The following is a 13,586-nucleotide window of genomic DNA, read 5'->3' on the forward strand; positions in this document are numbered from 1 at the left end:
GCGGTCGCGGTCAGGTCGTGCACAGGGGACGGATCTGCTGATATCCGTCCGTGTTCGGGGAGGTGAGCATCAGGCACGAGTTGTAGCCGTGCTGCTCGACAACCTCGCGGACCTCCTGCCAACGAGCCGCGTCGACGACCGGTGACCGCGAGAGCACGAACCCGGACAACCGGGTCGAGTCGCCGACCAGCGCCAACGAGTAGTCGTCGGCGATGTGGGCGACGAGGTAGTTGCTCGGGCCGTCGAGCGACTCCTGGAATGGCACGCTCGGGAACGAGACGTGCAACTCTGCGGGCCCGTTGACCCGGGCATTGCCGACGATCCCGCGCCGACCGCCATCGACGGTGGTACACGAGTTGTCGATGCGAATGTTGCGTTCGTCCAGCAGCGTGTAGGTGGCGGCGGTGTCGCGAACACAATCGAGGTTGAACGGCGCCGGGTTCGCCGCCAATTGGTGCCACACGCCGACGTAGCGGGTGATGTCGAGGCGGGGGACCGGGGTGAGCGGCGCGGCCTGCGCCGACGACCCAGCGCTCAGCGCCACAGCCGCCAGTGTTGCTACTCCGAGGGTGATGACCGATCTGGTCACAAGAACTCTCCTGTTCGCGCGGGGGCCGCAGATGGCCCGGAGTTTCCTGTATGGGGTTCGGCGCTGAGGCCGCTGGAGATGGGCAGGCCCCTCTGCGTATGTCGATGAGAAGCACCGCTCAAAAGCAGGGCCACTGAGTCGGTGCAGACATCCGACCGGTCGACGTTATCCTCGACGGCCCGCGCGCAAACCAGCCCGGCTCACTTTCCGACGATATTTATGTCACGTGACGTATCCAGAGGGGCTGCGCGGGCTCAGTCGGGGAGAATCCGTACCGGCGTCGGCGTGGCGGTGCGGCGACCAGCCAGCCGGCCGACCGGCCGAGCACCGATGCGACATCGCGCCGAGCCCGCACGGCGACCCGGTGCACGCGCCGCGACACGCGTGTCCGCCAGAACATCGACGACCCGGATGCACCGAACAGCGACGACACCCAGACGACACGTGCGCGTAGACACATGTGCGGCAGGTGCCCACGGGTCAGGCGCCCCGATTATCACCGCAGGTCAGCGTCCACCCGATAAGGAACATTATGTCAGATTGCGGGCGGAGGGGTGTCCCCGCGGAGGCCTGCACCCTCGAACCCTCGGATCCCGGACCCGACCGGGCACCCGCACGTCCCGGCACACTCCGCCAGGACCGGGCGGCGGGCCCGCACCTCCGCTCGAGGCACGCCGGCACCGGTTCGACCGTGACGATCCGGCGCGCGGGCGCGCAACTCGGATCAGCGCTGCGGCGCGCGATGGGCGGTTTCGCGCGCACGTATCGACCCACGCGGCGTGTGGCACGCGCTCGCAAGGCGCTGCGGGCGCCGATCCTCCCCGACGGCGGCGCCGACCCCCTTCCCGCTTTCATGGATAATTGCGGTTATCCACGAAAACCGTTGGAGCGCCCTGGAATCGCGCGCATGTTGTGCGTGTGAATCGTCATCACAAATGACCATTCGTCAAGATAGTTGGCCAGAGTCCGGCGTTGCCTCGGCCTATTCCGTGCGCAGCAGGTGGGTGCGCTACACGATGCCGTCGCGTTCGTGCGCCCACAGCGTCAGCTCCACGTCATGCGCTCCGCGGCGTCGGGGTGAGAATCCCCCCTCCTTCCCCGCCGAGGAGGAGGGGCGGCTAGTGAAGTTCGACGTCGAACCCGACGACGCCGAGTTGGAGTTCGGTTCCGGCAGGGACGGGATCCGGGTCTTCCTGCGGTTCGAGATCATCACCGGCGCCCACCCCGGCTTCCCGTCCACCCCCCGGCCATCGCTGAGGATCGGACCAACGCCGCTCCCTGTCTCTCATCGTGTCGACGATATCGGTGGGCAGCAGGTTCGACAGCAAATAGCAGCGTCACCCACCGGCAGACTGACCGCGGCTCCGTGCCGAACACGTGACGAAAACCATGGCTATTCGGCGCCGCATTCCGCTCCCTTCCGGATGGCCGGGTGAATCAGCTTGATCTACCGACACCTTCGTGACCGAAGCGTGACCGTGTCGAATGGGGCATTCGTCCGACATGTCCTTAGGTTCACTCAGGAATATTCACGTTCACAGAAAACTCTCAGGAATGAAGGATGGACTCGATTTGAACCACCGATCTCAACTCCGGTCGGTCGACCGGAGGACCCGGCGGAGAACGGGTGTGCGAGCCCTCGGCGCCGTGGCTCTCGCAGCGACACTGGCCCTGAGCGGTGGTGCGGTTGCGCTCGCGCGGCCGACCACCACGACGCCAGCGCCGGCCTCCGCCACCACGACACCGTCGTCCACTGCGCCGACGACATCACCCACAAGCACGACACAGTCCGTGCCGCAGGTTCCTTCGGAGGGTACGCACCAGCAGGGCGGCGGCGATCCGTCACCGCTGGTCGACGGAGACACAGGTACAACCGATACCACCGAACCGACGTCGGCTCGCACCACGAGCCTCCAAATACCATCCTCAACAGCCGAGATACCGAGCTCGACGCCCACCACCACGCCTGCCGAAGAGCAAGTGCATCCTGTGAGTGGGAAGAAGATCCCGTTCACAGGCAAGCCGACCGAGAACCCGAACGACAAGGTCATCCCCGGGAAGATGCGGTCGGACCGCGAGGAAATTGGCTCTTCCCCATCGGGAGTGCCTGGAACCCCTCTTCGGCGCACGATGGACCAGCAGCAGATCCAGGACAACCGGAACGACTCGTGCAACAAGATCGTTGGCGGACGCACGGGAGGCAAATCTTGCGACGAGTACCCGTTCGCGTCGACAAGGGAGGGCGCCGATGCGAATCCCACTGGGGGTCGAACGTTCAGCAACTGCGGTATCACCTCTATGACGCCGTTGGACCCGGTCACCGATATCGGCCCGAATGGTTTCAGCATGTGCATGATCAATGCCCGGCAGAACAGTCGAGGAGGAGGAATTGCCAGCTGGTTCTACGCCAAGAACCGCCTTCTCGACGGTGAGACCTTCTACGTCAACGCCACCTACTAGCGAGCACAGGTAGCGAGCGGGTCCGCCCCATTGACGAACCGTCAGTGGGGCGGACCGCTTCGTGCGTGTCGACCGATCGATGCCGGTTCCGAGCTGCTCTAGGGTCGAACCATGACTGCCAACGGTGTTGTCCGAGTCGATCACCATCAGTTCATCCTCGGATCGGCGGAAACTGACACCCTCGCCACCACCACAGAGGGATCGCTGATCGACCTCGGTCCCGGCTTCGTCACCGTGCGAACGGGAATCGCATACGGCCCTGCCTTGCTGTCGGTCGAACTACACGGCCAATCGCCCGCCCCATCCGCCAGCGACTGGGAGGTTGTCGAGGAGGGCAGCATCACCGTTGATGAACCCATCCATGTTCTGACCCTCGACGGCGAGGTGGTCTCACCGTTCGACGAGACCCTTCGGCACGTCGATGCAGACACGTATCGGGTCCGGGTCTCGGCACGAGGCCGAGACCTGAAGTGGGATATGGATGTATCCGAGCCCGTCGAGTCCTACTCGATGGACCTCTGGCGCGCACCGTTCGGAAAGTTCGAACAGATCAAGAAGCAGGACCAGGCATGGAGCGAGGACGCGAAGTCTGACGACACCAGCCCCGCGGCCGAAGACACGCACTCGCTGGGTGACTTGGTGGATTCGGGCGTGAGCGGCATCCGGGGTACCCCTCGACTGGATGTGTCGTTGGATCCGCAGTTATGGGACGGTCGCCCCCCTACCGGAGCCCTCCTCGACACCGTCTCCGAACTCGCCGAATCGAAAGCCAACCGTCAGACCATCAAGCAACTGATGTGGCTGTCCTTCCTGAACCGCGACGCACTCGAAGTTGTCGTGGGCTCAGATGCCCGGCAGAAGGATGAGATTGCCCGGTGGGCAGTGGAAAGGGCATACCAGGAGGCGGGTCTGCTTGAGTTCGAATGGGCCAGGAAGGGGATCGAGGCGCTGTTGGCTCATCAGCCTCTCCCGGACCCGTTCGACGGGAAGAGTGGAGAGCGCGACGTAATCGCTGGCGACCCGGATTTCTCGCGTACCCGGGTCCACGCGATCTCGATCCTGTATCCCGCGAGTCAGCCGTACGAGCGGTGGAACATTGCTTCCTACACGATCTACCAGGCGACGTCGGGTTCACCGCACGCAGTGTTCAACACATTGTGGAACGCGGTCATGACCGCAGGCCAGGAGGGCTACCAAGAGCTGCTCAAGGATCTCGTGGGGCGATTCTCCTAGGGCGTCGAACGGCTCAACTGTCAGGTGCCGCTGTGCAGACACCGAAAAGGGGTCGAAGACCTCCGGCCACGGCACAACACAGCCATGCGGATTGGCCACTTCACCAACAACAGTCGAGTAGTGGCTAGAGACCACCGGCCCGGACTCGAAGGGGAAGGGACTTCGCCCGCGAGCCGCCAGCCATCGAGAAGGCCGCGGGGAGAGTCCCCTGGAGTGGTGGAAGTCGGTAAGGCCCTGACCAGCCGACTTGGCCGCGCGTTGAAGCAAGGTGGGATGTCCCGAGCAGTTCAGAGCCAGCTGAGCGGGTCGCGGCCGTCTACAGACAGGTCGATGCACCCGGAAGGCTGCATCGCCAACCAGATGATGTGCCCAACGAACCGCTGCGAACAATTGCCAACTTCGATGACAACGATCGCGACCGGTCGTGGTCAGGATAGTTGTCACACCCAAGGTCAGAGCGTCAGTAATTGCCGACTGTGTTGGCGATTCACAGTTGTCCCGCACGCAACCGCCGCGCACGCCGCCCTGCTCAACCGCACTCCCTGCCCGGACCCGCCCGGACCCTGTAGCAGATTGCTACACTGGAGCTCGGAGCGTGGCACATCGTCCCAAGGAGGAGCCATGACGAGCGTCGTCGACAAGGTGACCAGGTTTTCATCGGAACTCGTCGACGCGGCCGCGTCCGAGGGTGAGCGGGAGAACCGATCCGCGCGTCAACAGCTCGAACACTGGGCACGAGTGGGCCGCGAGGTGTCGAACCAGCGGCAGGTGGCCCGCCGCCGGGTCGAGGCCGCCCTCGCTGGCAGGCTGCCGCTGAGCGAACTGTCCGACGAGGAGGGCGTGGTCTTCAACGCCGAGGTCGCCGCGGCGCTCGAGGAATCGCTCGCCACCGGAAACCACGTCGCCGATCGCGCCGCGCAGGGCCGAGCCACGATCGCGCTCGACAACGAGGGCCGCGTCGTCAAACACCTGCCTGACGGCACCCAGATCATCCTGTGAGACGACTCGACCTCGTCGTCGGCCCCAACGGTGCGGGCAAGTCGACGTTCGTCGAGCAACGGCTCGCTCCCCTGCTCCCCGGCAGCGTCTTCGTCAACGCCGACGTCATCGCGAAACAGCGGTGGCCCGATAGCCCCGAGGAGCATTCGTACGAGGCCGCCCGGATTGCCGCGACCATCCGGGACACACTGATCGATCAGGGCGAGTCGTTCATCGCCGAGACCGTGTTCTCGCACCCGTCGAAACTGGACCTGATCGACCGGGCCCACCGCGGCGGGTACGTGCTTGCCCTGCACGTGGTCCTCGTCCCGGTCGACCTGTCCGTCGCCCGCGTCGCCGAGCGGGTCATCGAGGGTGGCCACCGGGTTCCCGAGGACAAGATCCGGGAACGCTTCGCTCGACTGTGGCCGCTGGTCGCCGACGCCATCGGCCGCGCCGATCACGCCACCGTGTACGACAACTCCGCCCCCGACCTCACCCGGATCGTGGCCCGCTACGTCGACGGCGACCCGGTCGGCGACACCGCCTGGCCCGCCTGGACACCGGCCGACCTGACCGGTTGACCAGCTCCGCCGTCGTCAACGTCCGGGTCCGCGGGGTGAATCAACGACACGGCCCTGAACACCGCCACCTCGTTCGTGGTGCCGTTCGACTACTCCCCCGATCCCGACCACGACCGACGCCGCGAGCAGTACGTGCGCCTTCGGCTCGCAACCCTCGCGGCCGAACGCGACGCACTGATCGGTGCCCGCTCACGCGGCGTGCACCGCTCGCAGACCCTTACCGCCGCACAGCGGCGCCTCGACCTCGAGGAACTCGCCTGCAGCTCGTCAGCGACAGGTCGGGTCACTGGGCCCACCCCACCCGTCAGGGTGGGGTGGGAACGTGAGGCGGACGGTTCTACCGGAACCGACCCGAGTGCCGATAAGCTGCGTTATGACATTATTTCATGGGGAGTCGACCGCGTCATTCGTCGTCACCGCAGGTCAGAGCGCTCTTGCGCGGGCCGAGAGCGCCCGGTACTCGGCTCGGTGGTGCGCGATGTGCGAGTCGACGCGCATGTGGTCCCGCATCGTGGGGATCGCGATCGTGTCGTCGACGGCGACCCCCCGCCGGGTCAGCCATGCCTGCACCTCACCCCAGAGCCACGTCTGCCCGAGGGTGAGGTTGAACGGCAGCGGGAACGGATCGCCCTGGTGGCGTTGCCCGTTCACCCACAGCGCGACGGCCTGCCGGGTACAGCCGGCGCGCCGCGCGATCAGCCTGCGGTCCACGAGATCCGGCTGGGTGCGTTCGACGTCGACCCCCAGCTCGCTGAGCCGGACGACGAGGTCGATGCCCGCGGCGTACCCGCGGGTCCCCTCCCCCGTCGCGGTAACGACCTGCAACTGCCCATGATCGTCGATGCCGGCGCCCAGCCCCTCCCGCACCCGGTCCTCGACGTGCGGCGCGATCACCGCGGTGACAAACGAGTAGCGAAACCGGTGTGAGCCCTGATCCATTCGACGATCGTACTGTTGACGTCCGTCAACACGGCCAGCTCGGCGGCGGCACGATCCAGACACGGCGCGGGCGCGACGGCACCGAGAATCCGTTGCGCAGTGCCGCTTCCGCGAGCGGCACCGGATCGGGGTCGTGCGGCCAGTCCCCAGGCCCGAACAACCCGACGGCGTTCGCCGCACCACCCGTAGCGAACCGTCCCTCGTCACCCTGCCGCCCCATCCGGCACAATCGAACACATGCCCGAATCTCTGCACGACTGGTTCGAGGAGTTCCTCGTCTACCGCAGCACGGCCAAGCCGTCGCCCAACACCCTGCGGGCCTATCGGCAGGACTTCCGGACGGTCGCCGACTCCCTCGGCACGGGGCGTGGCGTCCCGCCCGAGCGACTCACGCCCGCCGTCATCGACAAGGCGGCGATGCGGGTCGCCTTCGCCGACTACGCCGACAGTCGCCAGCCCGCGTCGATCCGGCGCTGCTGGTCGACCTGGAACATGCTGTGCGACTTCCTCTTCGCCGCCGACGTGATCGTCGCCAACCCGATGTCGTCGGTGCTGCGCCCCCGGGCGCCGAAGACGGTGCCGAAGGCCTTCCACGCGGACGCCGTCGAGCGGCTCGTCACCACACTGCAGGCACCCGACGAGGGCACCCGGGCATGGCCCGAGCGTGACCTGGCGCTGATCCTGACCGGGCTGCTGACGGGCCTGCGGTCCGCCGAGCTGATCGCCATCGACCTCGGAGATCTGCGGGACGCGGCGGACCGGGGAAAGGTCATCCACGTCCACGGCAAGGGCAACAAGCAGCGGGTGGTCACGGTCGAGCCGGTGGTCGTCGACGTGCTCGGCGACTACCTGGACAGCCGCGCCACCCGCTTCCCCGGCACCGCGCGCAGGCGTGCGGATGTCGGCCCGTGGGAGCGGTTCGCCGCAACGGACCCGATGTTCGTCGGCCGGGACGGCACCCGGATCACGCGGGGCACGCTCCAGTACCGCGTGGAGCGGGCGTACCGCCGAGCGGGCATCAACGGCGATCGCGCGAAGGGCGCCCTGGTGCACCAGCTCCGGCACACCTTCGCCACCGCGATGGCGGACCAGAACGTGAGCGTCTACACCCTGATGAGGATGCTCGGGCACGAATCCATGACCACGACCCAGCGGTACACGTCGGGTGCGGGCACCGAGGTGCGCGGCGCCGCCGCCCTCAACCCGGCGTACGACCTCGTGAGTCGGCGGGCCGGGAGGGGTGGCCCGGGGGCCTGATCAGGGCAGCGAGTTGAGGAACTCGAACATCGCGGGCTGGAAGTCCGGGTTGGCGTTGATGACGCCGGTGACCGCACCGACCGTGCCGCCGATCGCGGCGCCGAGGGGGCAGCCGACGAACAGGAACAGCACGCAGCCGACGACGAGGCCGATCGCGAGACCGGTATTGGCCTGCAACTGCCCGCCGTTGAGCCAGCCCTTCTCCCACTCGGTGACCATGTTCTGGTAGGCCGTCTGGCTGTAGGCGGGTTGGACGCTGACCGGGGGCAGCTGTGGGGTGAGGGTGAGCTCGCGGCCGCCCTGGCCGATGCTCGCCGCGATCGGCACGCGGGCATCGCCCATGCCGTAGGCGAGTGGGACGCTGGTGAGCGGGGTGCCCGCGTCGTTGACGACGTCGACGGCCGTTCCGCCTGCCGCGAGCCGGAAGGCTCCGGAGTCGAGAACCGTCGCGATCGAGCGACCGTCGGGCAGTACCGAGGTCTCGTAGCCGACGTCGGCGGCACCCTGCGTCGGGACCTCGCTGGCATAGGAGTTGCCAGCGCCGACACCCATCGCCGCAACCAGGGCCACGGACAGCACCGTGGCCTTCGTGAGTTTCATGGTGGGGCTCCTTCTCCGAGATCTCGGTGCCCTGCGCGGACACCGATGGCGGGAGACGGCCCGAACGGTTCGTAGGCCGTCAGGAACACCCACTAGAATAGAGGGCCAACGGCCTCGCGTCTGCCCTATTCGGGCAGGTAAAGCGCATTTTGACCGTGATGGACACCCTGACGGACACCGAAGGCGCCGGGCAGATGCCCGGCGCCTTCGGCGTGTGGTGCGACGGTCTAGATGACGCCCATGGCGAACATCGCGTCGGCGACCTTGACGAAGCCGGCGATGTTGGCGCCGAGGACGTAGTCCCCGGGCTTGCCGTACTCGGTGGCGGTGGTGACACACCGGTCGTGGATGTCGCGCATGATCATCGACAGCCGCTCGTCGGTGTACTCGAAGCTCCAGGAGTCGCGGGAGGCGTTCTGCTGCATCTCCAGCGCCGAGGTGGCGACGCCACCGGCGTTGGCGGCCTTGCCCGGGGCGAAGGCGACGCCCGCGTCCCGGAACAGGGCGATGCCCTGCGGGGTGGTGGGCATGTTGGCGCCCTCGGCGACAACCTTGACGCCGTTGGCGACCAGGGTCTTCGCGGCGGCTTCGTCGAGCTCGTTCTGGGTGGCGCAGGGCATCGCCACGTCACACGGGACGTCCCAGATGTTGCCGTCGGCGACGAACCGGGCGCCGGGGCGGGCGTCGGCGTACTCGCTGATCCGGCCGCGCCGGACCTCCTTGATCTCCTTGAGCAGCTCGAGGTCGATGCCGTTGTCGTCGACGATGTAGCCGGACGAGTCGGAGCAGGCGACGGCGGTGCCGCCGAGCTGGTGCACCTTCTCGATCGCGTAGATCGCGACGTTGCCGGATCCGGAGACCACGACGCGGCGGCCCTCGAGGCTGGTGCCCGCGGTCTTGAGCATCTCGGCGACGAAGTAGGCGCAGCCGTAGCCGGTGGCCTCCTTGCGGACCATCGAGCCGCCCCAGGTCAGCCCCTTGCCGGTGAGCACACCGGACTCGTAGGAGTTGTTGAGCCGCTTGTACTGGCCGAACAGGTAGCCGATCTCGCGGCCGCCGACGCCGATGTCACCGGCGGGGACGTCGGTGTACTCGCCGATGTGCCGCTGCAGCTCCGTCATGAACGACTGGCAGAAGCGCATGATCTCGCCCTCGGACCGGCCCTTGGGGTCGAAGTCGGAGCCGCCCTTGCCGCCGCCGATGGGCAGACCGGTGAGGGAGTTCTTGAAGATCTGCTCGAAGCCGAGGAACTTCACGATGCCGAGGTTGACGCTCGGGTGGAAGCGCAGGCCGCCCTTGTAGGGGCCGAGGGCGCTGTTGTACTGCACCCGGAAACCGCGGTTGACGTGCACCTGGCCGTTGTCGTCCTGCCACGGCACACGGAAAATGATCTGCCGCTCGGGCTCGCAGAGGCGCTCGATCAGCGCGCCGTCGGCGTAGTTGGGGTGCCGTTCGAGCACAACGGTGAGCGACTCGAAGACCTCGGCGACGGCCTGATGGAACTCCGGCTCGCCTGCGTTGCGGCGCACGACCTGCTCAAAGTACTGGTCGACACGCTCACGGACCTGCCCACTCACAGACAGTCCTCCTCACTGTTCGGTTTGGATCACATGTCCGCACCCGGTCGGCGACCACGCTGTCGGCAACCCACTTCCGCACCGGCCGGCGACCACGCTGTCGACAACCACATTTCCGCACAGAAGACACGGATATTCATGTAAAGGTAAGCACAACTTCTCCTCACAGCCCTAACCCGGCCGACGTGATATTCCCCCGGTGTGAGATTCGGATCATCTTGTCGATCCCCACGACACGCCGTCGAGGAATCTGCTCGTCCGGCCATGTTCGCCGTCCGGTACTAGCGTGAGCACCGTCGTCGACATCTGCGCGAGGAGTGTGGACATGAGCGTCAAGACGGTGGGGTCTCCCCGGCACCGGGTGGTGGTCATCGGCTCGGGATTCGGCGGGCTGTTCGCCACCCAGGCACTCAAACGGGACGACGTCGACATCACCCTAATCGCCCGCACCACCCATCACCTGTTCCAGCCGCTGCTGTACCAGGTGGCGACCGGCATCCTCTCGGTCGGCGACATCGCCCCGGCAACCCGGCTGGTGCTGCGCAAGCAGCGCAACGTGGAGGTGCTGCTCGGCGACGTGGAGACGATCGACCTGGACGCGGGCACCGTCTCGTCCCGGCTGCTCGACCGCACCACGATCAGCGAGTTCGACAGCCTGATCGTTGCCGCGGGCGCAGGCCAGTCGTACTTCGGCAACGACGGCTTCGCCCGGTTCGCCCCCGGCATGAAAACCATCGACGACGCGCTGGAGCTGCGCGGGCGCATCCTCGGCGCGTTCGAGGAGGCCGAGCTGTCCGACGATCCCGAGGAGCGCGCACGCCTGCTGACCTTCGTGGTGGTCGGCGCAGGACCGACCGGGGTGGAACTGGCCGGTCAGATCGCCGAGATGGCACACCGGACCCTCAAGGGCGCGTTCCGCAAGATCGATCCGCGCGACGCACGGGTGATCCTCCTCGACGGCGCCCCGGTGGTGCTGCCCGTCTACGGCGGCAAACTCAGCGCCAACGCGGCGGCCCGGCTCGAGAAGCTGGGCGTCGAGATTCAGCCGAACGCGATGGTCGTCGACGTCGACGCGGGCGGCCTGGTCGTCCGGGACAAGGACGGCACCGAACGCCGGGTCGACGCGCAGTGCAAGGTGTGGTCGGCCGGGGTGCAGGCCAGCCCGCTCGGCAAGCAGCTCGCCGAGCAGTCCGGCGCCGAGATCGACCGGGCCGGACGCGTCCACGTCAACCCGGACCTGTCACTGCCCGGGCACCCGAACGTCTACGTCATCGGCGACATGATGGCGCTCGACAACCTGCCCGGCCTCGCCCAGGTCGCGATGCAGGGCGGCAAGCACGCGGCGAGGCAGATCCGGGGCACGGTCGCCGGGGAGCCCGAGGGTGCGCGGCGCCCATTCAAGTACTTCGACAAGGGATCGATGGCGACGATCTCCCGGTTCAGCGCGGTGGCGAAGATCGGCAAGCTCGAGATCACCGGCTTCATCGGCTGGATCGCGTGGCTGGTCGTCCACCTGATGTACCTGATCGGGTTCCGCAGCAAGTTCTCCACGGTGCTGTCGTGGATGGTGTCGTTCCTCGGGCGGGGGCGCGCGCAGATGGCGTCCACCGAACAGCAGGTGTTCGCGCGGCTGGCGATCGAGCACGTCCAGAACCACGAGCGGAACCTCGCCGCGGGCCTGATGGGAGATCCGGCGGCGGTGGCAACCGGAGAGGAACGCGAGGCGGGCTAGCTGTCCCCAAGCCGGGCGGTGTCCTCGACGTTCGCCAACCGCACCTGCCCGCGCGCAACGAGCCGATCCGCGGCGTCCACGATCTGTACCTGCCACAGCTGCTGGGTGCGTCCCCGATGGATCGGCGTCGCGGTGGCGGTGAGGATGCCGCTGCGGGTGGCGCGGAGGAAGTCGGTGTTGTTGTTCACGCCGACGACGTGCCCGCGGTCGCCGAACCAGACGCTGCCGCCGATGCTGGCGAGGGTCTCGATGACGGTGCAGTGGACGCCGCCGTTGACGATGCCCGCCGGCTGGAACAGGTGCGGGCCGACCTCCCAGTGCGCGTTCACCCGGTCGGCGCTGACCTCGGTGAACTCGAGGCCGATCGACTCGGCGAATCCCCGGTTGAGGAAGGTGGCCGCCTCGGCGAGGCTACGTCCGTCGAGCGCGTCCGCCATCGTGAACGTCGAGGCGGCCTGCGCGGTGGTCGGTTCACTCATGTGCACTCCCTGGGTCCCTGCGCCGCGCTCGTCGCGACGAGTCCGATTCCTGCAGTCAAGCACGTCGGAGGGCGGCCGTGGCCGACGCAGGTTTCCGGGGAGGTCGAGGACCTGATCGCAGAGCTGGTGCGGAAGTCGTACCTGAAGAGGCAGAAACCCAGTTTGGCGGTGGTGTACCGGCAAATCATCAGGGCGTGCCGACTTCAAGGCGTTCGAGTGCCAGCGCGCAACACGGTCGCCGCCCGCATCGCGGCACTGCATCCGGGGCAGGTGGCGCGCAGCCAGCACGGTCCGATGCGGCGCGCGCCGTGCAGGCCGCCGGTGGCGCACCCCCGGTCGTGGACGAGTTCCTCGAACGGGTCCAGATCGACCACACGGTGGTCGATCTGATGGTCGTCGAGAGCGCGACCGGCAGCCGATCGGCCGGCCCCATCTGACCGTCGCGATCGACATGCACAGTCGGTGCCTGGTCGGGATGGTGATCACGCTGGAGGCGCCGTCCGCGGTGTCGGTGGGGCTGTGTCTGGCGCACGTCTGCTGCGGCAAACGTGTCCGGCTCGACGCCCTGGGGTTGGCCAGCCGGGTCGCATGGCCGATGAGCGGCAAACCGCGGCATCTGTACCTGGACAACGCCTCCGAGTTCAAGAGCGATGCCCTCAAGCGTGGCTGCGAACAGCACGGCATCGAGCTGGAATATCGGCCTCCGGGCGCCGCACTACTGCGGGATCATCGAGCGGGTCATCGGCACGGCCATGTCGATGGTCCACGAGCTGCCGGGCTCCACGTTCTCGAACCCGGTCGAACGCGGCGCCTACGACCCGCAGGCCACAGCGGCGCTGACATTGACCGAACTCGAACGCTGGCTCATCCTCACTGTCGGCGCCAGGCGGATTCGAGACACCCCCACTCGTGGGGTGCTCGGGGTATCGCTTTACAGCGACCAGGGGCCGAGCAAGGATCAGGTCCCATGACCCCACCCTCGACAGGCCCGCATCGGTACCCGCGGCAGCTCCTTCTGACGGGTGTGTATGTCGCGACCGGATTGCTGTGTGGAGTTGCGATGTGGCTGTTTTGGGCGGTCACAACCGCCACAATCGGCTTGGAAACGCCATTGCATGTGGTCGAGCTCTTCATCCTCCCGGCTGCCACAGGGGCGAT

12 protein-coding genes are annotated in these 13,586 nt (G+C 67.2%); 7 read left to right on the forward strand and 5 right to left on the reverse strand.

The features are described 5' to 3' along the window. Positions 1-10: 10 nt before the first annotated feature. A complete protein-coding gene (locus ACWF62_RS09010; RefSeq protein ID WP_452629889.1) occupies positions 11-544 on the reverse strand; it encodes a lipocalin family protein in 534 nt (177 codons plus the stop codon). A 1,692-nt stretch (positions 545-2,236) separates the two neighbouring features. On the opposite strand from ACWF62_RS09010, the gene ACWF62_RS09015 reads away from it, so the two are divergent. The 4 genes from ACWF62_RS09015 (at position 2,237) to ACWF62_RS09030 (ending at position 5,844) form a co-directional block, all read left to right on the forward strand. Beyond that, positions 2,237-3,049, forward strand: coding sequence for a NucA/NucB deoxyribonuclease domain-containing protein (locus ACWF62_RS09015; RefSeq protein WP_452629890.1), 813 nt, complete (start codon positions 2,237-2,239; stop codon positions 3,047-3,049). 111 nt (positions 3,050-3,160) lie between these two features. Next, positions 3,161-4,282: a hypothetical protein gene (locus ACWF62_RS09020; protein ID WP_452629891.1), complete on the forward strand. Its 1,122-nt coding sequence runs from the start codon at positions 3,161-3,163 to the stop codon at positions 4,280-4,282. 621 nt (positions 4,283-4,903) lie between these two features. Then, complete coding sequence (locus ACWF62_RS09025) at positions 4,904-5,281, forward strand: TA system antitoxin ParD family protein (RefSeq protein ID WP_378507203.1); 378 nt, start codon at positions 4,904-4,906, stop codon at positions 5,279-5,281. Further along, on the forward strand, positions 5,278-5,844 hold the full coding sequence (locus ACWF62_RS09030) for a zeta toxin family protein (protein ID WP_378507204.1): 567 nt from the start codon (positions 5,278-5,280) through the stop codon (positions 5,842-5,844). Before ACWF62_RS09025 ends, ACWF62_RS09030 begins: the two co-directional genes overlap by 4 nt. Positions 5,845-6,267: 423 nt before the next feature. Here the strand turns inward: ACWF62_RS09030 and ACWF62_RS09035 are convergent, their stop codons facing one another. Next, entirely contained in the window at positions 6,268-6,783 is a 516-nt protein-coding gene (locus ACWF62_RS09035) for a hypothetical protein (protein WP_452629892.1), read from the reverse strand. A 237-nt stretch (positions 6,784-7,020) separates the two neighbouring features. On the opposite strand from ACWF62_RS09035, the gene ACWF62_RS09040 reads away from it, so the two are divergent. Continuing rightward, a complete protein-coding gene (locus ACWF62_RS09040) occupies positions 7,021-8,040 on the forward strand; it encodes a tyrosine-type recombinase/integrase (RefSeq protein ID WP_452629893.1) in 1,020 nt (339 codons plus the stop codon). Here the strand turns inward: ACWF62_RS09040 and ACWF62_RS09045 are convergent, their stop codons facing one another. Then, positions 8,041-8,640, reverse strand: a complete 600-nt coding sequence (locus ACWF62_RS09045) for a hypothetical protein (RefSeq protein ID WP_378507207.1) — start codon at positions 8,638-8,640, stop codon at positions 8,041-8,043. A 227-nt stretch (positions 8,641-8,867) separates the two neighbouring features. After that, entirely contained in the window at positions 8,868-10,217 is a 1,350-nt protein-coding gene (gdhA, locus tag ACWF62_RS09050) for an NADP-specific glutamate dehydrogenase (protein WP_452629894.1), read from the reverse strand. A gap of 325 nt (positions 10,218-10,542) precedes the next feature. Between gdhA and ACWF62_RS09055 the strand changes: the two genes are divergently transcribed. Next, the gene (locus ACWF62_RS09055; RefSeq protein WP_452629895.1) at positions 10,543-11,949 is read left to right on the forward strand and encodes an NAD(P)/FAD-dependent oxidoreductase; all 1,407 of its coding nucleotides are present in this window, start codon (positions 10,543-10,545) and stop codon (positions 11,947-11,949) included. On the opposite strand, the gene ACWF62_RS09060 is transcribed toward ACWF62_RS09055, so the two are convergent. Next, positions 11,946-12,428, reverse strand: coding sequence for a PaaI family thioesterase (locus tag ACWF62_RS09060; protein ID WP_378507210.1), 483 nt, complete (start codon positions 12,426-12,428; stop codon positions 11,946-11,948). The genes ACWF62_RS09055 and ACWF62_RS09060 overlap by 4 nt on opposite strands. Positions 12,429-13,090: 662 nt before the next feature. On the opposite strand from ACWF62_RS09060, the gene ACWF62_RS09065 reads away from it, so the two are divergent. After that, positions 13,091-13,399, forward strand: coding sequence for a hypothetical protein (locus ACWF62_RS09065; RefSeq protein ID WP_452629896.1), 309 nt, complete (start codon positions 13,091-13,093; stop codon positions 13,397-13,399). Positions 13,400-13,586 lie beyond the last annotated feature (187 nt).

Source organism: Rhodococcus sp. NPDC054953 (assembly GCF_053609225.1).

Bases quoted from the DNA above. Each gene is read 5' to 3' on its own strand.
- ACWF62_RS09020 (WP_452629891.1), top strand. From the start codon at position 3,161: ATGACTGCCAACGGTGTTGTCCGAGTCGATCACCATCAGTTCATCCTC.
- ACWF62_RS09025 (WP_378507203.1), top strand. From the start codon at position 4,904: ATGACGAGCGTCGTCGACAAGGTGACCAGGTTTTCATCGGAACTCGTC.
- ACWF62_RS09035 (WP_452629892.1), bottom strand. From the start codon at position 6,783: ATGGATCAGGGCTCACACCGGTTTCGCTACTCGTTTGTCACCGCGGTG.
- ACWF62_RS09040 (WP_452629893.1), top strand. From the start codon at position 7,021: ATGCCCGAATCTCTGCACGACTGGTTCGAGGAGTTCCTCGTCTACCGC.
- ACWF62_RS09045 (WP_378507207.1), bottom strand. From the start codon at position 8,640: ATGAAACTCACGAAGGCCACGGTGCTGTCCGTGGCCCTGGTTGCGGCG.
- ACWF62_RS09055 (WP_452629895.1), top strand. From the start codon at position 10,543: ATGAGCGTCAAGACGGTGGGGTCTCCCCGGCACCGGGTGGTGGTCATC.
- ACWF62_RS09060 (WP_378507210.1), bottom strand. From the start codon at position 12,428: ATGAGTGAACCGACCACCGCGCAGGCCGCCTCGACGTTCACGATGGCG.